General features: G+C 66.5%; 20 protein-coding genes. 13 read left to right on the forward strand and 7 right to left on the reverse strand.

The features are described from left to right. The first annotated feature begins 14 nt into the window (after positions 1-14). Together M3G14_RS04070 and M3G14_RS04075 are read left to right on the forward strand one after the other, a co-directional pair. The gene (locus M3G14_RS04070) at positions 15-440 is read left to right on the forward strand and encodes a hypothetical protein (RefSeq protein ID WP_259924827.1); all 426 of its coding nucleotides are present in this window, start codon (positions 15-17) and stop codon (positions 438-440) included. Between the two features lie 277 nt (positions 441-717). Then, positions 718-1,788 (forward strand): 2,3-butanediol dehydrogenase, encoded by a 1,071-nt coding sequence (locus M3G14_RS04075; RefSeq protein ID WP_259924828.1) that lies wholly within the window; start codon positions 718-720, stop codon positions 1,786-1,788. A gap of 7 nt (positions 1,789-1,795) precedes the next feature. Here the strand turns inward: M3G14_RS04075 and M3G14_RS04080 are convergent, their stop codons facing one another. Next, positions 1,796-2,464 carry a Fic family protein gene (locus M3G14_RS04080; RefSeq protein WP_259924829.1) on the reverse strand — a complete coding sequence of 223 codons (669 nt, stop codon included), beginning with the start codon at positions 2,462-2,464 and terminating at the stop codon, positions 1,796-1,798. Between the two features lie 114 nt (positions 2,465-2,578). Here M3G14_RS04080 and M3G14_RS04085 point away from each other — a divergent pair, with 114 nt between their 5' ends. The 5 genes from M3G14_RS04085 (at position 2,579) to M3G14_RS04105 (ending at position 11,258) form a co-directional block, all read left to right on the forward strand. After that, complete coding sequence (locus tag M3G14_RS04085; protein WP_259924830.1) at positions 2,579-5,410, forward strand: PD-(D/E)XK nuclease family protein; 2,832 nt, start codon at positions 2,579-2,581, stop codon at positions 5,408-5,410. A 21-nt stretch (positions 5,411-5,431) separates the two neighbouring features. Next, positions 5,432-8,791, forward strand: coding sequence for an exodeoxyribonuclease V subunit beta (locus M3G14_RS04090; RefSeq protein ID WP_259924832.1), 3,360 nt, complete (start codon positions 5,432-5,434; stop codon positions 8,789-8,791). Between the two features lie 92 nt (positions 8,792-8,883). Next, complete coding sequence (locus M3G14_RS04095; RefSeq protein ID WP_259924833.1) at positions 8,884-10,398, forward strand: acyl-CoA carboxylase subunit beta; 1,515 nt, start codon at positions 8,884-8,886, stop codon at positions 10,396-10,398. 48 nt (positions 10,399-10,446) lie between these two features. Further along, the gene (locus M3G14_RS04100; RefSeq protein ID WP_259924834.1) at positions 10,447-10,662 is read left to right on the forward strand and encodes an acyl-CoA carboxylase subunit epsilon; all 216 of its coding nucleotides are present in this window, start codon (positions 10,447-10,449) and stop codon (positions 10,660-10,662) included. Between the two features lie 5 nt (positions 10,663-10,667). Beyond that, a complete protein-coding gene (locus tag M3G14_RS04105; RefSeq protein WP_259924835.1) occupies positions 10,668-11,258 on the forward strand; it encodes a nucleoside triphosphate pyrophosphatase in 591 nt (196 codons plus the stop codon). On the opposite strand, the gene M3G14_RS04110 is transcribed toward M3G14_RS04105, so the two are convergent. Continuing rightward, on the reverse strand, positions 11,255-11,782 hold the full coding sequence (locus M3G14_RS04110; protein WP_259924836.1) for a hypothetical protein: 528 nt from the start codon (positions 11,780-11,782) through the stop codon (positions 11,255-11,257). The two genes, M3G14_RS04105 and M3G14_RS04110, sit on opposite strands and share 4 nt — an antisense overlap. A 90-nt stretch (positions 11,783-11,872) precedes the next feature. Between M3G14_RS04110 and M3G14_RS04115 the strand changes: the two genes are divergently transcribed. After that, positions 11,873-12,268 carry a DUF3151 domain-containing protein gene (locus M3G14_RS04115; protein WP_259924837.1) on the forward strand — a complete coding sequence of 132 codons (396 nt, stop codon included), beginning with the start codon at positions 11,873-11,875 and terminating at the stop codon, positions 12,266-12,268. 6 nt (positions 12,269-12,274) lie between these two features. Next, positions 12,275-12,919 (forward strand): hypothetical protein, encoded by a 645-nt coding sequence (locus tag M3G14_RS04120; protein WP_259924838.1) that lies wholly within the window; start codon positions 12,275-12,277, stop codon positions 12,917-12,919. Between the two features lie 6 nt (positions 12,920-12,925). On the opposite strand, the gene M3G14_RS04125 is transcribed toward M3G14_RS04120, so the two are convergent. Next, positions 12,926-13,987: a Cj0069 family protein gene (locus tag M3G14_RS04125; RefSeq protein ID WP_259924839.1), complete on the reverse strand. Its 1,062-nt coding sequence runs from the start codon at positions 13,985-13,987 to the stop codon at positions 12,926-12,928. A 267-nt stretch (positions 13,988-14,254) separates the two neighbouring features. On the opposite strand from M3G14_RS04125, the gene M3G14_RS04130 reads away from it, so the two are divergent. Continuing rightward, on the forward strand, positions 14,255-15,136 hold the full coding sequence (locus tag M3G14_RS04130) for a sulfurtransferase (protein WP_259924840.1): 882 nt from the start codon (positions 14,255-14,257) through the stop codon (positions 15,134-15,136). 163 nt (positions 15,137-15,299) lie between these two features. Beyond that, positions 15,300-17,096, forward strand: a complete 1,797-nt coding sequence (locus tag M3G14_RS04135) for an acetyl/propionyl/methylcrotonyl-CoA carboxylase subunit alpha (protein WP_311201348.1) — start codon at positions 15,300-15,302, stop codon at positions 17,094-17,096. 3 nt (positions 17,097-17,099) lie between these two features. Here the strand turns inward: M3G14_RS04135 and M3G14_RS04140 are convergent, their stop codons facing one another. After that, entirely contained in the window at positions 17,100-18,002 is a 903-nt protein-coding gene (locus M3G14_RS04140; RefSeq protein WP_259924841.1) for a S1 family peptidase, read from the reverse strand. A 42-nt stretch (positions 18,003-18,044) separates the two neighbouring features. Between M3G14_RS04140 and M3G14_RS04145 the strand changes: the two genes are divergently transcribed. Together M3G14_RS04145 and M3G14_RS04150 are read left to right on the forward strand one after the other, a co-directional pair. Beyond that, a complete protein-coding gene (locus M3G14_RS04145) occupies positions 18,045-18,533 on the forward strand; it encodes a GNAT family N-acetyltransferase (protein ID WP_259924844.1) in 489 nt (162 codons plus the stop codon). A 38-nt stretch (positions 18,534-18,571) separates the two neighbouring features. Beyond that, positions 18,572-19,672, forward strand: coding sequence for an HNH endonuclease signature motif containing protein (locus M3G14_RS04150; RefSeq protein WP_259924845.1), 1,101 nt, complete (start codon positions 18,572-18,574; stop codon positions 19,670-19,672). Here the strand turns inward: M3G14_RS04150 and M3G14_RS04155 are convergent. The 3 genes from M3G14_RS04155 to M3G14_RS04165 form a co-directional block, all read right to left on the reverse strand. After that, the gene (locus M3G14_RS04155) at positions 19,669-20,487 is read right to left on the reverse strand and encodes a S1 family peptidase (RefSeq protein ID WP_259924847.1); all 819 of its coding nucleotides are present in this window, start codon (positions 20,485-20,487) and stop codon (positions 19,669-19,671) included. The two genes, M3G14_RS04150 and M3G14_RS04155, sit on opposite strands and share 4 nt — an antisense overlap. 42 nt (positions 20,488-20,529) lie before the next feature. Further along, positions 20,530-23,952 (reverse strand): pyruvate carboxylase, encoded by a 3,423-nt coding sequence (locus tag M3G14_RS04160; protein ID WP_259924851.1) that lies wholly within the window; start codon positions 23,950-23,952, stop codon positions 20,530-20,532. 215 nt (positions 23,953-24,167) lie between these two features. Beyond that, positions 24,168-25,307 carry a bifunctional 2-methylcitrate synthase/citrate synthase gene (locus tag M3G14_RS04165; protein WP_259924852.1) on the reverse strand — a complete coding sequence of 380 codons (1,140 nt, stop codon included), beginning with the start codon at positions 25,305-25,307 and terminating at the stop codon, positions 24,168-24,170. Positions 25,308-25,322 lie beyond the last annotated feature (15 nt).

The following is a 25,322-nucleotide window of genomic DNA, read 5'->3' on the forward strand; positions in this document are numbered from 1 at the left end:
TACCGTTCATAGGCATGAAACGTGGTGGGGGTAATGCAGATCCGGGCTCAACCTGGGTCAAAGATTTTCTTATCATCATTTTGTTCCTGTTCGCAGGGCTGTTTTACGCTGCATTAGTCGTCAAAGATCCAGCGACACGAGAGGCTGTCCTCAACCTCGGTGCCAAAGTGTTAGGGCCTTCAATTCCAGCGGCGGTGGCTTTTTACGGAGTCATGAAAACACTTGAGAACACGCGAAAACAAGATTTATTTAAAGAATGGCACTCTAATCTGCGCTGGGCGACGGACCTTTGCGCATCAAAAGATCCAGAAGTTGTCGCTATCGGAGTCGCTGCCATCGATGCCCTTGATGACGCGCCCTTCCTAGGCGATAATGAAAATGACCTTGTCGATTCTTTAATCAAAGAAATTACCAAGAGTTGGGACTCCGAGAGCAGGTGAAATACATGGAGAAGCACCGTACCCCTAATAAGGAGACTTACGTCCCAAAGACTAATGTGCCCCCGAACGCCGGGCAGATCGCCGCAGCCAAGCTCATTATGAAGCGCCACCGCGAGGGCAAGGGGCGTGTAGAGATCACGCCGAAGATCCGCTACCTCGCGAGCTACGGAGACTAGGTATGTTTCGAAGTCCTGCGTTCAAAGGTCGTTTTTGTGCCGACTCCTAAGCCTGATCGCCACGCGTAGAATCGTGGCCACACGCACCGAAAGGATTCGGCATGAAAGCAGTTCGTTACTACGGCAAAGAAGACCTCCGAATCGACGACATTGCAGAGCCCGAGGTACGCCCAGGCACCGTCAAAATCGCTCCTGCCTACACAGGCATCTGCGGCTCGGATGTCCACCTCTACTTCGACGGGCCTATGCCTCCTGCCCCATCCGAGGAACAGCCCCATCCCATCTCCGGCGAAACGCTGCCTGTGGTGATGGGCCACGAGTTTTCCGGCGTTGTTGAAGAGGTCGGCCCGGACGTCACTGAACTCAATGTCGGTGACCACGTCGTTGTTGAGCCTTTCATGGTTGACGGCACTTGCCCCTCCTGTAAGCGCGGCGACTACCACCTGTGCGACCAGATGGGGTTCATCGGTATTTCCGGCCGCGGCGGCGGCCTGGCAGAGCGCATCGTTGTGGAAGAGCGTTGGGTGCACCCCACCGGCAGCATTCCCCTCGACCAGGCCGCGCTCATCGAGCCGCTCGCAGTGGCACACCACGGCATCGCCCACGCTGGCTACGCCAATACCGACCACCAGGGTGAGTGGGCGCTCGTCGGCGGCGCAGGACCCATCGGTCTGCTCACCGGCGCAGTCCTCAAGGCGTATGGGATGAACGTCATCATTTCGGAACCGTCTGGCGCGCGTCGTGACAAGGCACTCGAAGCCGGAGTCGCAGACCACGTGGTGAACCCGCTCGAAGAAGACCTCCACGAAAAGGTTGCCGAACTCACTGACGGTGAATTGGTCTCCGTGTCTTTCGACGCGGCGGGCGTTCCCCAGGTCCTTCACGACCTCATTCATGCGACACGCCCGGCGGGCCGGGTTGAGGTCCTGGCCATCCACGTGCACCCCTACTCCATGGATGTCATGGGGGATCTCACGATGAAGGAACGTGTCATGGGTTCTTCCATCGGCTACTGCAACGATCACTCCAAGGTGATCAAGCTTGTGCAGGACGGAAAAGTCGATCTTTCACCGTTCATCACGTCCAAGATCAAGGCGGAGAACGTTGTTGAGGACGGGTTCAACGCACTGCGGAACCCGCAAGAGGTCAAGATCCTGGTTTCGATGAACTAGCGCTTGGCTACTCCCCCGCAGGCTGGTGGGCCAGCATGAATTCGACGACCGCGTGGATTGCCGCGCGGTCGTCGCCGTAGATGTAGGCGCGAGCGAGCAGATCGTGGAACGCGGACTCGATCTCGCCGCTTGCTTCTGCGTCGTGCGGCACGACCAACACAGTGTCTTCGGGGAGTAAGGCGTTGGCCGCCAGGATCGCGGTGCGCTTGTTGCCGTCCTCGAAGGGCTGCGCCTTAGCCAAGCGAACGAAGAGTAACGTTGCCTGCACAAGCATTGAGTCGGGCTCAAAGGACTCAGTCTCGCTGTCCTCCACAAGCGCCCGCAGCTTTTCCATCGTGAGCGCCGGAGGCATGTGGTCGCCGTAGGCCGTGCGCACACCGATGCGCTGCTCTGCTCGGCGCAGTTGTCCCGGGTGCAGCGCCGCAGAGCGCGTCATCGCGGCATTGAGTGCGCACACAAGCTCGGCGGTCACTGGCTGCCGGTCGTGTTTCGCGCACAGCGTAATTCGTGCAGCGTCCTGGAGATCTTGGAGCAGCTGCAGGTCGGCCCGCGAGGTGATTCCGTCGGTGCTGCCGTTAGACAAGAACTCCTCAGTAGCAAGCCGTCTAGTACGGAGGTTGTCGAAAACTTTGCCCGCCGAATAGATGACCGGGGCAAACGCAACCATCCGCATCATGGGCTGCAGTGTAGTGCTTGGGCGCTGCGTAGCGTCGGCAAGCAGGCACTTGTATGGACGCATACCCCGGCGGTTTCGACTCTCACCCACCCCCGCCCCGATAGGGTTGGTCACATGACGCCCTCCCCCTACGCCACCGCGCTACTCTCTGCCGTCGACACCGCCCAAGCCGGCGACCCGCTCGCCCCGGTCACCGTGCTGTGCCCCACGCCCGCCTTCGACGACGTGGTCGCAACCATCGCCACCGGCGGGCCGCGGCTTGGGGTCGACGTGGTCACACTCGATATGCTGCTTGCCCGCGCCGCCCGCGACCAGGAGTCCCGCACGCTGCTGCAACGCAGCGACGTCGCCGCCTTCGTCGCCGGCGTGCTTGCCGAGGGTGCGACGCCAACGCCCTTCCATGAAGCGCAGCTACACACCTCCGCAGCCACGCACGAGGCGCTGACGGATGCCCTGTTCGCACTCCTCAACAGCCCCGCCGAATGGCGCACGCAGCACGGCGGGGCAAAGCTGCCCGAGATCGTGGCGCAGCTCGCCGAGCGTGCCGACGCGCACTTTCACGACACCCACTTCACCTTCCCGGACGCAGTAGACGCGGCCGCCGCCTCCCACCGTGGGGCGCTTGTCACCGTGGGCGCGTGTGCCCACGACGCCCGCACCGAGTGGGCGCTCGCCCAGTTCCCGGATGCCACACCCGTGGAACTACCGGACCTGCGCGAGCACACCGAACGCATCTCGCTGATCTCCGAGCCGGACGAGGCGGCTTACGTCACCGGCCGCATCCTCGACGCCGTCGCGGACGGCACTCCACTACACGCCATCGCGGTGGCCTACTGCGAGGACGCGGAGCTGCCCTTCCTCACCCACGCGCTCGATGAGGCGGGCGTCCCCTACCACGCGCCCGCGCGCGAAGTGTGGGCGCAGCACAACGTGTTTCGCGCGCTACGCGCTCTACTCACGCTGCGCCCCGAGGAGATGCACCGCCACCAGCTCGTGGAGCTGCTCTCCACCGGGGAGGTTAAAGACTCCCCCGGCCTACGCGCCTTTGACGCCGGTGCGCGCGACCGCCTCGGCACCGCGCTGACCGGCCGCGACTGGGACGCAGTCCTTGCCACGGCCGCGCGCCAGACCGAGGACGCTACCCCGGATCGGGAGCGTGTCCCCGAGCGCAGCATCACCGCCGCCCGCTGGGTTGTAGGCCTGCGCGAGGTGCTCACCCCACTCTGGGAAACGAAGAGCTGGGAGACATTCGCCGACGCGTTCCAAGACGTGGCAGGCGCAGTACTCTCCGACCAGTCCCAGCTGGCCTCCTTCCTCGACCCCCTGTGCGAGCAGCTCGCCGCCCAGCAGGGCACGCCAAATCGCGAGCGCGCACTCGAGATCGCCAGCACCTTTGCCGCCCGCCCGGCGCGCGCCACCACCACGGGCGTGCTCACGGTCGGCCCGCTGGAAAGCCTGGACGGGCGCAACCTCCAGCTCGCCTTCATCACCGGCACCACCGACGCGGCGCTTCCGGGCACGCTGCACCCAAGTGCGACGCTGACGCAGGCGCAGCAGCAGACCACCCCGGAGCAGTTTCTGGCCAGGAGGCGGGTCACGCTTGCGGCGGCGCTTGAGGCGTCGAGAAGCATTGTGCTCACGCGGGCCCGATCCGGCATTGCCGGCAGCGGGCTGACCGAGCCCTCGACCTGGCTCGACGGTGAGGAGGTGCCCATCAACGCGCTGCACCCGGCGCTCGCGAGCGGCGAGCGCACGCCCACCAGTCACGCGCAGCTTGCGCTGGCGAACGCGCTGGCAGGTACCCCGAGCGAGCGGGCGGCGCGCTACGCACAGATCATGCGGGCGCGACAAGCTGGCGAGGCCGGCGAGTTCACCGGTTTTATCGGCTCCGATGTTGGCCTGCGCACGCTGACAAAACCGATCTCCAGCTCCGCACTGGAGGGCTTTACTAGGTCTCCGCTGGCGTTTTTCATCGAGCGTGTCACCGGCAACTGGGTGCTGGCCGACGACGCGGCGGAGATGGAAGTCGCCGCCGCAGATACCGGCACCATCCTGCACGCCGTGTTCGAGCGCTGGACCAACGAAGTGTGGCTGGACAACCCCGCACGCCCCGCGCGCTACGCCGACCTGGACTGGGACGGTAAGGCCCGCGCCGCGCTCGAGCGCATCCTCAGCGAGGAGCTCGCCGCGCGCCGCACCGACCAGGTCAACCCGCTGGTGTGGGAAACTTTCGCCGAGCAGGCGCTTGTCGACGTGCGCACCTGGCTGAAGGCCGAACGAGGCGAAGCCGAGGACGGGTGGACCCCACTGGCGACCGAGTTCGCCTTCGGCAACACCGAGGACGAACCCGCCGCGTCGCTTCCGCTGCCCGAGCTCGGCGTGGAACTTCCTGTCAAGGGCTACGCCGACCGCGTGGACTACAAGGTAGAAGACGGTGCCGTCACCCTGCGCGTGACCGACTACAAGTCGGGCAAGGGCAAGACGACGGATTCGTACGTGGGCCAAGAGACGCCGACCGGGCAGGTCAAAGACGGCGCACCGCACTACTACTTCCAGCTCGCCCTGTACGGCTACATCGTGCGCACCCTCGCCGCCACCGGAGATCCGACCGAGCTCTTCCCCGGCGGGCCCGGCGTGTGGCCCTGGGACATCGCCGGAGTGCAGGCGCGCTACTGGTTCTTCCGCGACCCGAAGGATTCGCACGTAAACATCACCGTCGACGACGGCGCGGTCGCGACGCTGCAAACAAACCTAGGCAACGTCTACCGACACATCCAGCGCGGCGCGTTCCCGCCGCACGCCATCCCGGAGCGCTGGGCGAGCGACGAACGCCTCCGCCTCGGCGTGTCCAACTACAACGCGCTGACCGCCATCCTCCCGCCGTTGGACTTCGACCAGCCGCTGACCACTGAGTACACAGAACCCACCGAGCCCGCCGACGCTTAGCCCGCGAGAGGAACACCGAAAATGACTACCGCACAGTTCGCCGACCGCCTCGCCGAGGACGAAGCCAACCGCGAATTCATCCAGAACCAGGTCGGCCTTTCCTGCTTCGTCGAGGCAGGCGCCGGCTCCGGCAAAACCGTCATGCTCATCCAGCGCCTACTCACGCTCATCATCGAGCACGGCGTGCGCATCGACGAGATCGCCGCCATCACTTTCAACGAGGCCGCCGCCGCGGAGCTCACCGCCCGTTTGCGCCGCGCACTCATCCAAGTCTGCGACACTGGCGAGTACACGCTCGGCAACGGAGCGCCCCGCACCTTCCCCGACGCCGCGCTGGCGAAAACCCGCGCCACCCAAGCGCTCGAGGGGCTGCCCGGCGCGGCGCTCGGCACGCTGCACTCCTTCTGTCTGCGCGTGCTCAAGCAGTACCCGCTCGAGGCGGGCCTTCCGCCCAAGGTCGACGGCGTCGACGACCTCGCCGCCTACTTCTCCCCCGCCCAGCACAGCGAGGCGATCATTGAGACCATCACCGCGCTGTTCGAGGGCAACGAGGAAGCCGCAGCAGCTATCGACGCCCTGCCGACGGACATCACCGCAGCCGAATTCCTTGCCCAACTGCAGTTCCTCCTAGGCGAGGGCGTGACCTTCCAGCACATACAGGAACTGGCTGAGTGGATGGATGCGCACTGGGGCGAGCTCGACGCCACCATCGCCGCGCCCGCCTTCGAGGCCCCGTCGGAAGACGAGCTCCGCGCCAGCCTGCACAAAGAGCTGCGCCTGATTCGCGACCGCGCCCACACCTCTGGCGTTTCCGACAAGCTCCTCGCGTTCTTCGACGATCGGCTGGCCGAGCTCGACGCGGCCAGCTCCCTCGCCGAGCTCAAGCTCGGCAAACCGGGCAACACCGGCGGCAGCAAGCCGGAAGCCAAGCAGGCCAAGGATGAGTACAAGGCCTTCCTCGCGCAACTCGAGGCGTTTGGGCTCTACGCCGGGTACGCGGCGACGTCGACAATCGCCCCCGTGCTCGCAGCGCTTGTGCGCGAAGCCGCCGACGCCCGCTGCCGCACCGGTGTGCTCGAGTTCCACGACATGATCTACCTGACGCAAAAACTCGTAGACAACGACGAGGTGCGCGCGAAGCTGCACGAGCAGTACCGCGTCATCTTCGTCGACGAGTTCCAGGACACCGACCCTGCGCAGCTCGACATCGTCACCGCGATCGCCCGCGGCCCACACGATACCCCGCAGCCCGGCCGCCTGTTCATGGTCGGCGACCCGAAGCAGTCGATCTACAAGTTCCGCAACGCCGACATCGACACCTACGTCGCCGCTCGCACCAGCGCCGCCGCCCGCGACGCCGACCACGGCGTCAAGCAGCTCTCGCGCAACTTCCGCTCCTCGCAAGCCGTCGTCGCCGCCGTCAACGAGCTCTACGGGCAGCTTTTCGACGCCCACGCGGCCTCCACCAACGGCCCCGCCCAAGCCCACTACGTGCCCATGCTCCCCCAGGACGCAACCGACGGCCGCGAGGGTGCGTTCATCGTCCTGCAGGATCCGGACGCGCAGGACCTCACACCCGCCGAGCTGCGCGAGCGCGAGGCCGCGGACGTCGTCGCGCTCATCCGTGCGGCGGTTGCAGGGGTGGATCCCCGCTTCGTCCACCACAGCGGCGCTCATGCTGGCGCGCCCATGCGCTACTCCGACATCGCCATCGTCGTACCCACGCACAACGATGCGCTGCGCCTGATGCAGGTGCTTGATAGCGCCGCCATCCCCTGGGTCTCCGAAGGCTCCGGGGCGCTGTTTGCCACCCCGGAACTCAACGACCTGTTCACCGTGCTGCGCGCAATCGCCGACCCGGCCGACGACTTCACCCGGGTTGCCGCCCTGCGCACCGCGCTAGTGGCGTGCTCGGACGCGGAGATCGCGCGCTGGGCGCAGCAGGATCCGACCGCAACGCGCGTTGTGGAGGCCGAGGCACAACTGCGACGACTAGCCGGGGAGGCGCTGCGCGTCGACGCGGCAAGCATGGTGCGCAGCGTCGTTTCCGAATTCGGGCTCGCGGAGGCCTACGCCGCCAGCGGCCACCCAGACCACCTCCCGCGCGTGGAGACGCTGCTCGCGCTGGCCGACCGCTTCTCCGCTGCCACCGGGCTGGGCCTGCGCGAATTTGTCCGCTGGTCCGACGCCCAAGCTGAGACCAACCAGGGTGTGACCGAGCCGCTCCTCGACACCGGCACCGACGCTGTCCGCTTCATGACGATCCACAAGTCCAAGGGCCGCGAGTTCCCCATGGTCATCGCCGCCGGCATGTCCGGGCACACCACGGGCAGCCGCGCCGTCCGGGCTTTCTCCCGCGAAAACCGCACCGCGCAGTTCAAACTCAAGGACGCCCAGACCCCCGACTACCTTTTGGCCAAGGCCTTCGACGACGAAGCCGACGCCAACGAACTGACCCGCCTGCTCTATGTCGCCATGACGCGCGCCAAGTCCGTCCTGGCCATCCCGCTGCAGCTGAAGAAGAATAATCCCCGGAAGAAGGGCGGGCCGCGCGACTACGCCAAGGCGCAGCGTGGCGCGAAGCTCGCCGCGGTTATCGACGACTCCACCCAGTACGCCCCCATCACCCGCGAGGAGCTGCCCGGCTTCGACGCCACCGCCGCACCCGCAGCCCCAAACGCCACCCCCGGCGCACCTGCCGCCGAACGATTCAGCACCAACGCGGCAGCACTCGCTGAGGCAACCGGTATCACCCAGCGCATGGGGGTGACCGCCATCGCGCACGCCGCCGATCAAACCGACGACACCCCACGGCACACGCGCCTGACCGGCACCCGCCTGCGCGCATCCCTCAACGAGCAGGTGGCACGCGCAGGCTACCCGGCGCGCCAGATCACTACCGGGCTGTTCCGCGATAACGCGGGAACCGAATTCGGCTCCGCCGTCCACGACGTGATGGAGCATCTGCCCGCAGGCGGCGAACTCGAGCAGATCGCGGCCACCGTCACCTCGCTCTACGAACTGCCGGACGGGGCGGCGAAGGAGGTGGCGCGCGTCGCTGACTGCTTCGCGCAGTCCGCCCCGTACACGCGCAGTCTTGAAACGGAGTCGCACCGGGAGGTCCCCGTCATCGGCACTGTCGGCGGCACCGCGGTCAACGGCTACATCGACCTGCTGTACAAGGACGGCGACAGCTGGGTCATCGCTGACTGGAAGACCGACGTCACCGCTACGCCGCAGACGGTGACCAGCTACTTTCTGCAGCTCGACATCTACGCCACGTTCCTCGAGGAGGCGCTTGGGCGAAAGGTGATCCGCCTCGAGCTCATCTTCGCGAGCGCAGAGGGACCGCAAGTCGTGGTGCACGAGCGGGACGCGTAGCAACGCCCCCGAAACACCCGTGCCCGATCGGACGATAGGGTCTGTGGTTTCATCTTTGTTGCACAACAGATAGGGGCATAGACTGAAGGCTTATGGGCGAGAAGACTGCAAAACCCGATTTGAAGACCACTGCGGGCCGCATCCAGGATCTGCGGAACCGTCTCGACGAGGCGCGCACCCCTGCCGCCGAGCGCACGGAGGCGCCGACCGAAGGCACGATGACCGCCCGCGCGCGGGTGGAAGCGCTCCTCGACGACGGCTCCTTCGTTGAGACCGACGCACTGGCGCGCCACCGCGTCGAGGCCTACAAAATGGACCGCACCAAGCCCGCCACCGATGGCGTCATCACAGGCTATGGGCTTATCGACGGCCGCCGGGTCTGCATCTTCAGCCAAGACCCCGAGATCTTCGACGGTGCCGTAGGCGAGGTCTACGCCGAGAAGATGCTCAAGCTGTATGAGCTGGCCACCAAGACCGGTGTGCCGATCGTGGGCATCTACGACTCGGCGGGCCCGCGCTGGCAGGAGGGCATCGTCACCGCGCACATGCAGGCGAAATTGCTGCGCGCCGCGACCCAGGCCTCCGGGCTGGTGCCGCAGATCGCGCTGATCGCCGGCGACGTAGCAACCCTTGCGGCGACCACAGTGCCGCTTGCCGACGTCACCGTGATGGTCGAGGGCGCGAGCCTGCACCTGGCGGACACCGACATCGTCGGCGAGGTCTCCGGCACCCCGACCACGGCCGAAGCGCTCGGTGGCGTGGGCGTCCACGCGACCGAGACCGGCCTGGCCCAGGTCGCCGCAGCCGATATGGCGGGCGCGCTCGACGCGGTCCAGCGCATCGTGGGCTACCTGCCGCTGAACAACCAGGCGGCCTCCCCGCTCGGCACGGACGCCGCCACCTCCGAGACGGACCTCGACGCGATCATCCCGGACGACGACGCGCAGCCCTACGAGGTCGCCGACATCATCGCCGCGGTCACCGACGGCGACTTCTTCGAGCTCGGTGCCGCCCACGCCAGCAACGTGCTCACCGGCTTTGCGCACGTCAACGGCCGTGCCGTCGGTATTGTCGCAACGCAGCCGAGCGTGCTCGCCGGCTGCCTGACCGCGGCGGGCGCGCGCAAGGCCGCCCGTTTCATCCGCACCTGCGACGCCTTCAACCTGCCCATCGTGCAGTTCGTGGACTCCCCCGGCTTCGTGCCCTCCGAGGACGAGGAGCGCGCCGGTGCCTCTTCCGGCGCCGCCGCCCTCGCCTACGCGTTCGCCGAGGCCCAGGTCGGCACCATCACCGTGATCACCCGCAAGGCGCTCGGCACCGCCTACACCGTGCTCGGCTCCAAGGGCCTGGGCGCTGACCTGGTGTTCGCGTGGCCGACCGCGCAGATCGCGCTTGCCGACGCCCCCACCGCCGCCTCCCACCTCGACGTCGACGCCGAGGCCTACGCCGCGGAAAACATCAACCCGTATGTGGCGACGGAGCGCGGCCTGGTCGACGCGGTCATCCCACCCTCGGCAACCCGCCACCACGTCCTCGAAGGCCTACGCCTGTTGGAGCGCAAGGTGGCCTACCCGGCGCAGAAGAAGCACGGCAACATTCCGCTGTAGCCGCTACACTTTTGCTACACTAACTACTTTCTCGCCGGAAGGAGCACCATGACCGCACCAACTGCCACGCTATTCACCGTCACCAAGGGCAACCCCACCGAGGAGGAACTCGCGGCCCTCACCTCGGTCCTCGCCGACATGCAGGCCGCCGCCAAGGCGAAGCAGCAGCCCGCGGACCGCAACCGCTGGGGCGCGCCCACCCTGCCGCAACACCAGCACGTGGTGTTTAACCCGCACGCCTTCGCCAACGTCACCTACTTCTAAGACCGATGCGTCTCGTCCTCGCCTCCCAGTCGCCCTCGCGCCGCATGCTGCTCGAACAGGGCGGCATCACCCCCGTCCTCCGCCCCGCCCATATCGACGAGGACGCCATCATCGCCGAACTCGGCGAGGCGAAGCCGCGTGTGGTCGTCGAAAAGCTCGCCCAGGCGAAGGCCGCCACCGTCGCGGACGACTTCCCTTCCGACGTGGTCGTCGGCTGCGACTCGATGCTGCTTCTCGACGGCAAACTGCTTGGCAAACCCCACACCCGCGAGCGCACCATCGAGCGCTGGAGGGCCCAGCGCGGCAAGGAGGCACACCTGCTCACCGGCCACGCCGTGGCCCACAAGGGCGAGTGGGTCGTGGACACCGTTGCAACCGCGATCCGCTTCGGCGACGTCTCGGACGCAGACATCGCCGCCTACGCCGACTCCGGCCAGCCGCTCGAGTGCGCAGGCGCGTTCACGCTCGAGGCGCTCGGCAGCTGGTTCATCGACTCCATCGACGGCGACCCCACCAGCGTCATCGGCCTGTCCATGCCGCTGCTGCGCCGCTGCCTCTACCGCTTCGGGCTCAACGCCTCCGACTTCTGGGACTAGTACCCGCGAGCCTGGAGGAACTCGTCGAGCACATCCAGCTTGCCGGGACGCCCATCCACGTTCATGCGCAGCCACCCGCCGATGGTATTGACCGGGTTGTGCACATTCGACGGCGCACTCAAATCGAGCTCCTCTGCGCCGAAGAGCGCCTCGTAGAGCCCGCGGCGCTGCTCGTCATCATCCACTCGGATCTTGATGGCCATCTGCACGGGCACATCCCCACGGCGCTCGCGGAAATTCACGTCCGCGCCGCCCTGAACAAGCCTTTTGACCAGCGTCCCGTCACCCGCGCCGAGATGGCGGTGCCGACCAAGCAGAATGGTCAGCGCGTTTTGCCCGTATTCCGTGCGGGCCGCATCCGCTCCGCGGTCCAACATGTCGTTGCAGATATTCGCGCGCGCCTCGGGGTCATCGTTGGTCAGTGCTGCGAACAGCATGTCGGTCACGTCGTTTTCTTCCGCGTCGAAGACCTCGCAGAACTCTTCGTACGTTCCAGTCTTCGCAACATAGAGTGGGCTAGCCATTTGCGACTCCTTCGCTTGAGGTTGCGAACCACTGTAAAGCACAATGTGAACGCCGGCACGTCGAAAAGCGCAAACTGCTAGCCTGGCGCCATGGAAATCAACGACATGCTCGCACCCCCGCCCCTGCACCTGCCCGACGATCCGGCGAAGGGCAAGGACCTCCTCGACCGCGAGACCGCGCTCGCGCACCCGGACTCGCCTGCCGTGTGGGCCGCCCGCGCCGAGGCAGAGCTCGACAGCGGCGACGTGCTTGTCGCCTACGCGTACGCGCGCACCGGCTACCACCGCTCGCTCGACCGCCTGCGAGCCAACGGCTGGAAGGGCTGGGGCCCTGTCCCGGCCTCGCACGAGGCGAACCTGCCGGTGCTCAAGGCCATCGCGATGCTCGCGCTTACCTCGAAGGCGATCGGCGACGACGCCGAGTACGACCGCTGCCGCCAAATGCTTTCCGACGCCGACCCGGCCAGCGTCGACGAACTCCTCTAAACAGCCATGCGACGCATCGTTCCGGCCGCCGCCCTCGCGGCACTTTTGCCGCTCGCCGCCTGCAGCACCGAGCCCGCCGCCCCACCTTCCGTGACCGTTACGCAAACCACCGTGGTGGAAGCACCGCCGCCGGAGGACGACGCCGCGCCGCCGGCCCAGCCCGACACCACCGACGCGTGCGCGCAGCTGCCGAAGGACCCCCGCGAGGCCTATCCCTCCGGCTCCGCGCCCGGGCGCATGCCCGCCGACGACGGCAGCGACTACAACTACTGGATCGAGGACATCGACAACGCCTACGACCCGTGCGCGCCCCTGAGCTGGATCGTCTTCCGCGGCTCGCTTGGCGACGAGCACCACCGCGCTGGCACCGCAGCCTCAGTCGCCGACGGGCTGGCGCTCTACATCAACGGCGAACCGGCCGGAGAGATGAAACTCTTCGGCCGGATCGACAACATCACACCGCTCGACGGCGGCGGCGCCGCGATCGAATGGTCGGAGCGCGGCCAGTACACCGCAGACGGCTACGTCAACCACTACTCCGCGGAACTTCGCGCCACCGGCGGTGCGATTACCGCCGTTGCCGGTGACGCCGCGAAGTTCCACGAGAGCTGGGACTACCCCATCAGCTACCTGCTCGGCACGTACGACTAGCCGTGCCTAAGCGAACTTCTTCTCAATTCGGCTGATGGCCTCCTTGGCCACCATCTCCTGGATGCCCATGTCCAGCTCCGAGGTGAAGCCGACACACGAGCAGTTGATCTCGCCGAGCACGTAGGTGTCCTCGCCGGTCTCGTCGTCGTCGGCAAGCATGAAGTCCGCGGTCCAGATCAGCGGGATGTTGTCGCCGCCGAGCTTCTCCGCGATGACCGGGCGGGCCTCGGCGAACATGTCGATGAGTTCCTGCCACTCCTCCGGCTTGTTGTAGGTGTACTTCGCGCCGGAGAACAGGGTCGCGGAGAACGCGTCGCCGCCCTCGGCCGGCTTCTTGTGCACCACGAAGACGGGGTGCGGGCCGACGAGCAGGATGCGGATTTCGCCCTCGGTGATGCGCGGCATAAACCGCATATCGACGAGCATGCCGTTGTCGCCCACGATGTACTGGTCGCAGAAGTCCATGAATTCGCCCAGCTGGCGGACCTCGGTGTGGTTGTCCACGGCCTCGGTGCAGCGCAGCTTGGTGTCCAGCGGCAGCGCGGTGCCCGGCTCGACGTTGGCGGCGGCCTCCTCATCGTCGAGGCGCACGCGCCAGATGCCGGAGCCGGTGGAGCCGCGGTTCTGCTTCAGCACGCGCTCGCCGTAGGACAGCGAGGTCGGGAAGGTCTTGTGGAAGGTCTCCACATCGTAGTAGGCGGCGGTATCAGCCGGCACCAGGTCGGTGTCGTTGAGCTTGACCAGGGCGTCCTTGGCGCCGTATGCCATCATCTCGCCCGGGGTGGACATGCCGACCAGGCCGGCGACCGACAGGCTGGTCAGCAGCTGGAAGTAGCCCTGCTCGCCGCCCGGGATGTTGCCGGGGTTGACGCGCGAGATGTAGCCGTCGAAGTTCTCGCTGACGTAGGTGTAGATGTCCTCGCTCCACTCGGGGCGGTAGTAGACCACCTCGGCATGCCAGCCGGCGTCCTTGATGGCGTTGACAATGGGCATGGTGTCTTTGCGGTGACCGTCAAAGTACTTGTCAGATCCGCCCTCGACCTCGAAAACTACGATTGCTTTGTGCACGGGGTAGCCCTTTCTCTCATGGCCCGGTGTTGCTCCAGTGGCCAGTCAGCTCTTACCCATCAAATTTTAAGGGCAGCAATGAGGATTCTCTCCGCGAGACGGCCCCAAGTGGGCAAGTTCACACCCGCGGCACTCCCCCTGCGTACGCCGATGCCACACCAACCCCGCGCGAGTGTTTTGCCTCGCAGCCGGCGGAATTTCTGTAGGGTTGGGCGGGGAAAACCGACGTGTGAGCGTCGGTAAGCACGCACATGAAGGGGAGCAACCATGGCTATTGAGCTCGACGATCACCCGAAGTTCAAAGACTTCGCGCACCCGGAGAAGTTCGTCTCCGCGGCGTGGCTATCCGCGCGCCTGGGCAAGCCGGGGCTGCGCGTGGTGGAGAGCGACGAGGATGCCTACCTCTACGACATCGGGCACATCCCGGGCGCGGTGCGCATCGACTGGCACCGCGACCTCAATGACCCGGTCACCCGCGACTTCATCGACGGCGAGGCCTTTGCCAAGCTGATGAGCGAGCGCGGCATCTCCCGCGACGACACGGTCGTCGTCTACGGCGACAGGTCCAACTGGTGGGCCGCCTACACCGCCTGGGTCTTCGAGCTGTTCGGCCACCCCGACGTGCGCCTGCTCGACGGCGGCCGCGACGCGTGGATGGGCGAGGAGCGCGACACCTCGTTTGCCGTGCCCGAGTACCCCGCCACCGAGTACCCCGCGGTTGAGCGCCAGGACAAGCCGTACCGCACCTTCGCCACCGACCTGTTGCAGCACACCCCCACCCAGCTCATCGACGCCCGCCCGGCCGACCAGTACGACGGCACCGCCGAAGAGCCCACGGACCGCGCCCCCGGCAAGTCGCCGTCCACGCTCCGCCAGGGCCACATCCCGGGCGCGGTAAACGTCACGTGGGGCCGCTCCCTGTTCCCCAACGCGCTGTTTAAAGACCTGTCGGATATCAAGGCGATCTACGAGGACTTCGACCCGGACGCCGAAACTGTCGTGTACTGCCAGCTCGGCGAGAGCTCCGCGCACACCTGGTACGTGCTCAACCACATCCTGGGCTTTAGCAACATTTCGCTCTACGACGGCTCGTGGGCCGAGTGGGGCAACATGGTGCGCGTGCCCGTTGAGCAGGGCCCGGGCGCCTAGCCCGCTTTTCGACGTCGCGTTGGCCGCCCGCCTCCGCGACGTTTTTTCATGCGCCCAAAGTGTGAGAACTCGCTGGGATCTACCGGCGAGTTGTAACATTGGGCATCGAGAACCGATATAGTTTGGCATCACTAATCGCTTGCAAGAAAGACGGGATGTTTTCGTGCCTACTTCAAACGACGCTTCTACCGCTGTCGCCGAGAACTTGAGCCACTCGCTGACGAAGGTGCTGGTGGCCAACCGCGGCGAGATTGCCGTCCGCGTGATCCGCGCGGCGAAAGACGCGGGCATCGCCTCCGTTGCCGTCTACGCGGAGCCGGACAAGGATGCCCCCTTCGTCGCGCTCGCCGACGAGGCTTTCGCCCTCGGCGGTGCCACGGCGGCGGAGTCCTACCTGGACATGGACAAGCTTCTCGACGCCGCGGCGAAGTCCGGCGCGGACGCCATCCACCCCGGCTACGGCTTCCTGTCCGAAAACGCCGACTTCGCCCAGCGCGTCATCGACGCCGGCCTGACCTGGATCGGCCCCTCGCCTGCCGCGATCGCCGCGCTCGGCGACAAGGTCACCGCCCGTCACATCGCCGAGGCGGCCGACGCCCCGATGGCGCCGGGCACGAAGGACCCCGTGGCCAGCGCCGAGGAGGTCCTTGCGTTCGCTGACGAGCACGGCCTGCCGGTGGCCATCAAGGCAGCCTTCGGCGGCGGCGGGCGCGGCATGAAGGTCGCCTACACCCGCGAGGAGATCCCGGAGCTGTTCGAATCCGCCACCCGCGAGGCCACCGCCGCCTTCGGCCGCGGCGAGTGCTTCGTTGAGCGCTATCTGGATAAGGCCCGCCACGTGGAGGCCCAGGTGCTCGCCGACCAGCACGGCAACGTCGTGGTGATGGGCACGCGCGACTGCTCGCTGCAGCGCCGCTTCCAGAAGCTGGTCGAGGAGGCCCCTGCCCCATTTTTGACCGACGAGCAGCGCGAGCGCATCCACACCTCGGCGAAGGCGATCTGCCGCGAGGCCGGCTACTTTGGTGCCGGCACCGTGGAGTACCTCGTCGGCTCGGACGGGCTCATCTCGTTTTTGGAGGTCAACACGCGCCTGCAGGTGGAGCACCCCGTCACTGAGGCCACCACCGGCGTCGACCTGGTGCGCGAGCAGTTCCGCATCGCCCGCGGCGAGAAGCTGCGTTTTGACGCCGACCCCGCCCCGCGCGGCCACGCGATCGAGTTCCGCATCAACGGCGAGGACGCCGCGGCGAACTTCATGCCGGCACCGGGCACCGTCGCCGAGTACGCCGAGCCGGCCGGCCCGGGCGTGCGCGTCGACTCCGGCGTGCGCGCCGGCTCGGTGGTCGGCGGCCAGTTCGACTCCATGCTGGCCAAACTGATCGTCTACGGCGAGACCCGCGAGGAGGCCCTGCAGCGCGCACGCCGCGCGCTCGACGAGTACGTGGTCAAGGGCCTGCCCACCGTGCTCCCCTTCCACCGCGCGATCGTGGACGACCCGGCCTTTGTCGGCGACGGCGAGTCCTTCGGCGTCTACACCCGCTGGATCGAGGAGGAGTGGGTCAACGATCTGCCCGCCGCCGACGCAGATACCGAGACCGACACCGAAACGGATGACGCCCGCACCTTCGCTGTGGAGATCAACGGCCGCCGCATCGAGGTCGCGCTGCCTTCTTCCCTGCTGCTCGGCGGGGCGCAGCGCAAGCGCCCGAAGAAGCGCCGCTCCAGCGGCACGAAGGCGGCCGTCTCCGGCGATGCCGTGGCCGCGCCGATGCAGGGCACCGTGATCAAGTGCAACGTGAGCGAGGGCGACACCGTCGAAGAGGGCGACGTCCTGGTGGTCCTGGAGGCCATGAAGATGGAGAACCCGGTCAAGGCGCACAAGGCCGGCACGGTCACCGGCTTGGCCGCCGAGGAGGGCGCCCAGGTGAACAAGGCTGCCGTCCTGATGGAGCTGAAGTAGGAGCTAGCGCGGCAGCAGGCCGTCGATGCGCCACTGCGCCACGGTCTGCAGAATTTGCCCCAGCACCGGCGCCGAGGCCGCCAGCACCCCGACGACGATGATCGCGATAACCGGCAGCGTACCTTCGTCCAGGTCACTGCTGGCCTCGATGCGCCGCGCGGAGCCCGCCGCCGAGCCGCTCAGCGCGTCGTCAGGCAGTTCCGCCCGGTGGTCGTTGACCTGTGGGGCGCGGAAGTAGTCGGCGATGAGCCTGATCTCTTCGTTGGCGGTCACAGCGTCGCCGTTGTTGGGCACGGACGCGCGCGCAAGCCGGTGTTCCCCGCCGCTTTTCGTCGAAATGATGCTCACACCCGAGTAGACGCCAAGGAAACCGCGCCGCGGCGACCACACCGGCCCGCCGGAGTCGCCGTGCTGCCCGCTCGCCCCGTCGAAGTAGAAGTTGTTGTCGATACTCCCGGCAAACCTCCCGCACTTCACTTCGCGCGAGGCCACCCCGAAGGTGCAGACTTGCTCGCCAGTCGCCATCTCGCTTAACGACGCCACCGTGTCCCCACTCCGGCCATTCGCCCCCACCCGCACGCCCGGGTCCCAGCGAATCGCCGCCCAGTCGTTGCCGGTCTCGTTACCGTCGCTCTCCCACCGCGAAGACGGGTAGAAGGTGCCGATCTCGCCGGAGGTCGACCCGTCGGCGCGCTTGAGGCGCACCCGCTCACCGGTGAGCCCGCAGTGGGCGGCGGTGTAGCTGATGCCTTCGCCGCGGTCGTTGAACGCGATGGCGCATGTCGACGCGTCCGCGACGACGATCTGCGAGCCCTGCTGGACCACTTCCTCCGCGTGTGCGACGGGAACGGCGTACATGGCGAGGATGCTGGCACAGGCTGCGGCGCGGCGAGTGACGGTATGCATGGGCCAAATAGTACAACCGGTGCCCTTGGTAATGTTGGGCACATGGAATTTCACTTCCGCAGAGCAAAAGAAGCCGACCGCACCTACCTGCAGCGCCTGAACTTCCTCACTGAAGTCTTTGGCGACGAGACTGCGCCGATGGGACCAGACGAGCGCGAAGGCATCGTCGCGGGCGTGCACGAGTACATCTACGGCTGGGACCCTGACGCGGATGGTGGCATCATCGCCAGCGATGCATTCCACACCCCGGCCGGCGGTATCTGGTTCCGCTACTGGTCGTCGCCTGAACAGGGCCACGCGAACCTGGGCCCGGACATCCCGGAGCTCGCGATCGCCGTGGAGGGCCGCTACGCCGGCCACAGGCTCGGCGCGCTTTTGCTCGAGCAGGCCGTGCTTCTGGGGCAGGAGCAGGGCGCCGAGCGCCTCGCCTTGTGGGTCGACCCGGACAACCCGCGCGCCCGCCACCGCTACGAGCAATTCGGCTTTGACGACGTCAAAGGCAACGCCAACGTCATGGCGCTCGACCTTTAGGTTGCGGGGGTTTGTGGCCTGCGCTAGGTTGTGGGCCTATGGGGGAACAACATGAACTTCGGGCTTTTCTGGCCTTCAAAGCAGGGGGAATCGCCGCACTCCGACTTGTCTACGAGACAGGCCTCGATGCGGATACGCTCATCGGGATGGGCGCGGCCGACGACTACGCCGAGACACTCGTACGCCTCGCGCGCAGGTTTTTCCGGCCGACCAGCCACTCACGTGTTCAAGCAGAGGCACGCAGTGCGGCAGAAGCCAACCGGCACTGCATCGAAACCCTAGAACTCATCGAGCGCACCGCCAGGCGCATCACCAACCCCACCAAACGCTGGGAATACACCGCGCAGCTATGCGCCACCGCAGGCGACACCACCACCATCAGCAAACGCGCCGCCCGGCTGCGCAAAACCTACCTGCCACCGCGCGTGCCACAAGACGGGGTGCGCATCCAACGCAGCGAAACACACGACAAATTCATCATCCGCCTCACCGGCCCCACCAACGACCTCCAAGATCTGGTCACCACATTCGAGACCCCCGACGACAACGGACAACCCATCGACCCGATCGACTGGCTGGTCAACAACCGCCACATCGTCCAAGCACCCGTGGCAATCCACGCCATTATCACCGACAAGGACATCGACCATGTCCTTTCCGGCACCGACGATTCACCCGACCAAGAACCAGTAGTGGTGACCAATACCGGGGTGAGGATGACCACCAGCCAAATCCTGCGCCGGCATATCCTGCCCGACGGCTATATCACCCTGGCCGCACCACACTTAGGCCCGATTAACACCCACCGGGCACGCCTTGCCTCACCCGTGCAACGCCTGGCACTGGAGGCGGACTCGCCGACGTGCTGCTGGCCGGACTGCACCACACCGATCTCGAAGTGCCAGGCGCACCACCTGACCGACTACGCCCACGGTGGCGAGACCCACCCGGCGAATATGTGCTGGCTGTGCCCGCACCACAACGCCGTCAACGGCCAACCCGACCGCGGCCGGATGACACGCATCAACGGACGCATCGCCTGGATCGGCCCCAAATACACCACACCGATATTCACCGGCCGCGACTACACCGACACCGACACACCCATCGGCGGACCCGCCCAAGGCGCACCGACCTAGAGCACCAGGTTGATCACCACGGTCAACAACGCGACGACGCCGATCAGCGCCGCCATGTACCAGGAATCCCCACCGGGTTCCTGGGCTGCGTTGTCCTCGGCGATGACGACACCCGCCGCCGTCGGCGGGGGCTTCGGCGCGCCCGCCTGCGCCCGGTGAGCGGAGAAGTAGTCGAGGAAGGCGTCCTCCACCTCCTCCTGAATGTCGCCGCCGTCGGCCGTCGTTGCGCCGAGCAGCATGGTCTTCGTGGCACCGGTGTCGTTGTTGCGCCCGGACACCGTCGCGGAGTGCACGCCGAGGAACCCGCGCCCCGGGATCCACAGCGGCCCGCCCGAGTCGCCGCCCTTGCCCGGCGCGATGTCGACGAGGAAGGAGTTGCCCACCTGCGCGTGGAACGTGCCGCAGGTCGTGGCTCGCGTGGACCAGCCGTAGGTGCACACCTGCTCGCCGCGTCGCACAGTGTCTAAGGCAACGACCTCGTCGCCGCTGTACTCGTTAGGCCCGAGCGCGACGCCCGCGTCCCAGTCGATGCGCGCCCAGTCGTTCGTCGTGCCCTCGCTCGCAGCGGAGTTGGTGAGGGTGCCGGCTTCTGGGGACAACGTGCCGTCGGCAAGCAAAAGGCGCACCCTGTCGCCACTTTCCCCGCAGTGTGCTGCGGTGTAGCTGGATGCGCCTTGGTTGAAGCCGACGGTACACGCGGAACCATTCACGACGATCGCGTCGCCCTGGTCCACCACCATCGGCTCCGCTGCGGTCGCTGCAGTGTGAGACAGCGCAAGCGCCGTTACACCGCAGGCCACAACGAGTTTTTTCACCCTCCCGAGTCTACTCGAGCGCTCGGGCGGGCAAAAACGCCGCTAGGAGATGACGACCACCAGGTCGCCGCCCTCCACCTTGGTCGGCTGCGTGAACGCGAGGCGCTCGATCGTGCCGTCCTGGGTGGCGGAAATACCGGCCTCCATCTTCATCGCCTCGATCGTAGCGACTTGGTCGCCGGCCTTGACCTCGTCGCCGACCTTCGCGGTGACGTTGACTACGCCCGCGAACGGTGCGGCCACGTGGCCTGGGTTCGAAGGATCGGCCTTCTCGGCCTCCGCGACCGTGGACTCGGCGCTCTCGTCGCGCACCAGCATCGGGCGGATCTGCCCGTTGACGGTGAGGATGACCTGTCGCATGCCCTTCTCGTCCGGCTCGCCGACGGCGTCGAGGCGCACGGACAGCGGCGGGCGCTGCTCGTCGATCTCGCCGTACCAGATCATGGTCTCCTCGCCCTCGACCAGACCGTAGAAGAAGGTCTTGTCAGAGAGCTGGTCGGTCACACCATAGGTGCGACGGTGCTCGAGGAACTCCGCGTACTGCTTCGGGAACAGCAGCTTGTCCAGCGCCGCGCGGCGGGTGGTGTGGTCCTCGGAGGCCAGGTCGCCCTCGAGCTCGGCCGGCACCTCGACGGTGTGGTCGACGGGGCTGCGGTCGGCGAGTGCGGCGTCGCGAAGCAGCGGCCAGCCGCCCGGAGGCGTACCGAGCTCACCCTGCAGGAAGCCGATGACGGACTCAGGGATGTCGTACTTGCGCGGGTTGGCCGCGAAGTCCTTCGGGTCCACGCCCGCGCCCACGAGGTGCAACGCCAGGTCGCCGACGACCTTCGACGACGGGGTGACCTTGGTGGGGCGGCCGAGGATCTCGTTGACCGCGGCGTAGTAGTCCTCGATCAGCTCGAAACGATCGCCCAGGCCCAGGGCGTTGGCCTGCGTACGCAGGTTGGACAGCTGGCCGCCCGGGATCTCGTGCTTGTACACGCGACCGGTCGGGCCGGGGATGCCGGACTCGAACGGCGCGTAGACCTGGCGCACGGCCTCCCAGTAGGGCTCCATGTCGGAGACTGCCTGCAGCGAGATGCCGGTGTCGCGCTCCGTGTTCGCAAACGCGGCAACGAGTGCGGACATCGACGGCTGCGAGGTCGTGCCGGCCAGCGGCGCAGATGCCACGTCGACGACGTCCGCGCCGGCGTTGGCGGCGGCGAGGTAGGTGGCCAGCTGGCCGCCCGCGGTGTCGTGGGTGTGCACGTGGACCGGCAGGTCGAAGCGCTCGCGCAGCGCAGAGACGAGCTTCGCCGCCGCGCCCGGGCGCATGAGGCCGGCCATGTCCTTGATGGCAAGGACGTGCGCGCCGGCGTCGACAATCTGCTCCGCCAGCTTGAGGTAGTAATCCAGCGTGTAGAGGTCCTCGTTCGGGTCGAGCAGGTTGCCCGAGTACGCCATGGCGACCTCGGCGACGGTGGTGTTGGTCTCCAGCACGGCGTCGATGGCCGGGCGCATCTGCGAGACGTCGTTGAGCGCGTCGAAGATGCGGAAGATGTCAATGCCGGAGTTCGCAGCCTCCTGCACGAAGGCGCGGGTCACGGAGTCCGGGTACGGGGTGTAGCCGACCGTGTTGCGGCCGCGCAGCAGCATCTGGATGTTCACGTTCGGCATTGCCTCGCGCAGCTCGTCCAGGCGCATCCACGGCGACTCGTGCAAGAAGCGCATGCCCACGTCGTAGGTCGCGCCGCCCCAAGCCTCCACGGAGGTCAGCTCCGGGGTGAGGTGGCCGACATGCTTCGCCGCCGCGACCAGCGTGTTCGTGCGGATGCGGGTGGCCAAAAGCGACTGGTGCGCGTCGCGGAAGGTCGTCTCGGTCACGCCGAGCGCGGTCTGGTTGCGCAGCTTCTCCGCCCACTTTTTCGGGCCGAGCTCGAGCAGCTCGTCGCGGGAGCCGCGCGGCATCTCACCGTAATCGGTGGTGGGCAGCTTCTTCGACGGGCGGATTTCCGACGGGCGCGGGCCGTTCGGCTGGTTGACCGTCACGGAGGCGAGGTAGTCGAGGATCTTGCCGGCGTCGTCGGCAGCCGGCGGGGCCTCGAGCAGGAAGGGGTGCGCGGCGATGTAGCCGGTGTTGATGCGCTCCTTCTGGAAGTCCTGCTGCGACAGCAGCGCGCGCAGGAAGCCGATGTTGGTGGAGACACCGTTGACGGCGAACTCGTTGAGCGCGCGCAGGGCGCGGTCGACGGCAACCTGGAAGTTGCGGCCACGGCAGGTCATCTTGACCAAAAGCGAGTCGAAGTTCGGGGTGATCACGGTGCCCACGGCCACGGAGCCGTCGAGGCGCACGCCCGCACCGCCCGGGGAGCGGTAGCCGGTCACGGTGCCGGAGTCCGGGCGGAAGCCGTTGTTCGGGTCCTCGGTGGTGATGCGGCACTGCAGGGCGGCACCGTTGACCTCGATGAGGTCCTGCTCCAAGTGGATGTCCGCGAGCTTGGCGCCCGCGGCGATGTACATCTGGTTCTTCACGATGTCCACGCCGGTGACCTCCTCGGTCACCGTGTGCTCGACCTGCACGCGCGGGTTCATCTCGATGAAGACGTGGTTGCCGTCCTCGTCCACGAGGAACTCGACGGTGCCGGCGCCCTCGTAGTTGATCTCTTTACAAAACGCCACGGCGTCGGCGCAGATGCGCTGGCGCTGTTCCTCGGTGATGTGCTGCGCGGGCGCGATCTCGACGACCTTCTGGTGGCGGCGCTGCAGGGAGCAGTCGCGCTCGTAGAGGTGAACCACGTTGCCGTAAGCGTCGGCCATGACCTGCACCTCGATGTGCTGCGGGTTGATCACGGCGCGCTCGATGTAGACGTTCGGGTCGCCGAAGGCGGCCTCCGCCTCGCGGGATGCCTCGGCGGCGAGCGCCTCGACGTCCTCGGGCTTCTCAATAAAACGCATGCCGCGCCCGCCGCCACCGGCAACGGCCTTGACGAAGACGGGGAATTGGAAGTCCTTGGCGTACTCGGCCAGCTGCTTCGGGTCGGCCGAGGGCTCGGAGTCCTTCAGCGTGGGCAGGCCGGCGCGCTCGGCGGCGTGCACCGCGGCGGACTTGTCGCCGGTCAGGTCCAGGGTCTCCGGGGTCGGGCCGATGAACTTAATACCGTTGGCGGCACAGGCGCGGGCGAGATCGGCGCGCTCGGAGAGGAAGCCGTAGCCCGGGTACACGGCATCGGCACCGGTTTCCTTCGCGGCGCGGATGATCTCGTCGATGTCGAGGTACGCCTTGACCGGCTGGCCTTCGGTGCCGATCTGCACCGCTTCGTCCGCGAACGGCCGGTGGAAGGAGTTGCGGTCCTCCCGGGGGTAAACGGCGACCGTTTTCGCACCGGTTTCGAACGCGGCACGGAACGCTCTCACGGCGATCTCGCCGCGGTTCGCAACGAGGATCTTCTTGAATGCGGGTAGGTCGTTAAGAGGAAGCGTGTCCACTGAGGGTAAGTCCTTTCGCTTTTGTGCAAGAAGCGCGCGGTTCGCATGTCGAACACAGCAGGTCGATCATACCGCTTTTCCGCTCCGTAATGGTCATTTTTATGTAGGAAATGTGTGAAACGGGGGTGGTCCCCCACGGCCCTTGACGCACCGCAGCCCGCCGGCGGTGAGGCCGGCGGGCTGCGGGCAGCGGGGCGTCGGAAAGCGAAGAGCGCTTAGAGGTGGCGCTCCTCCGGGCCGTTGTAGGCGGACAGCGGGCGGATCAGCGAGTTGTTCTCGTACTGCTCGATGATGTGGGCGATCCAACCGGTGATGCGCGACATGACGAACAACGGGGTGAAGAACTCGATGTCAAAGCCCAGGATGTAGTAGGACGGGCCGGACGGGAAGTCCAAGTTGGGCTTGATGTTGATGGAGGTGTTCTCGTACATCGTCTTCGCCATGATGTCGTAGATCTCCACCCACTTCTGGGAATCCTTCTCCGGGTGCTCGGCGGCGAGCTTCTTGAACGCGGCCTCCATGGTCGGCACGCGCGAGTCGCCCTTCTTGTACACGCGGTGGCCGAAGCCCATGACCAGTTCCTTGTTCTTCAGCTTGTCCAGGCACCACTGCTCAGCGTTCGCCGGGTCGCCGATCTCCTCCATGTGGTGCATGACGAACTCGTTCGCACCACCGTGCAGCGGGCCCTTCAGCGCGCCGATGGCAGCGGTGATAGCAGACCATGCATCGGCCTGCGTGGAGGTCACGGTGCGGGCGGTGAAGGTCGAGGCGTTGAAGGAGTGCTCCGCATACAGGATCATGGTCTTCTCAAACGCTTCGATATCCGACGGGATGGTTGCCGGCGAGCCTTCCTCGTCACCGAAGACCATCCACAGGAAGTTCTCGCTGAAGCTCTTGTCCTTGGTCGGGGCGATGTAGTCCTTGCCCTGGCGGCGGCGGATGTCGGTGGCCACGACGGTGGGCAGCTTCGCCAGAAGCTGGGTGCCGATCTTGCGGATGTGCTCGGAGTTCGGGGTGAACTTGTACTCGTCGCGGGTACCCAGGAAGGACACTGCGGTGCGCAGCACGTCCATCGGGTGGCAGTCCTTCGGCAGGAAGTTGATGACCTGGATGAGTTCCTCGTCGATGTCGCGGTTGGTCATGCAGCCTGTGCGGAACTCTTCGCGGCCCTGCTCGTCCGGCAGCTCGCCGTGCCACAGCAGGTAGGCGACGTCCTCGAAGCTGCACTTCTCAGCCAGCTCGTGCACCGGGTAGCCCTGGTAGAGCAGTGAGTTGGTCTCCGGGTTGACCTTGGAGATAGCGGTGTAGTCGGCGACGACGCCGGCGAGGCCCTTGCGGATTTCCTGATCAGACATGGTGTGTACTCCTTG

Origin of the sequence: Corynebacterium sp. p3-SID1056, from assembly GCF_025152525.1 — a bacterium.
In the GTDB taxonomy this organism is placed as follows: Bacteria; Actinomycetota; Actinomycetes; order Mycobacteriales; family Mycobacteriaceae; genus Corynebacterium.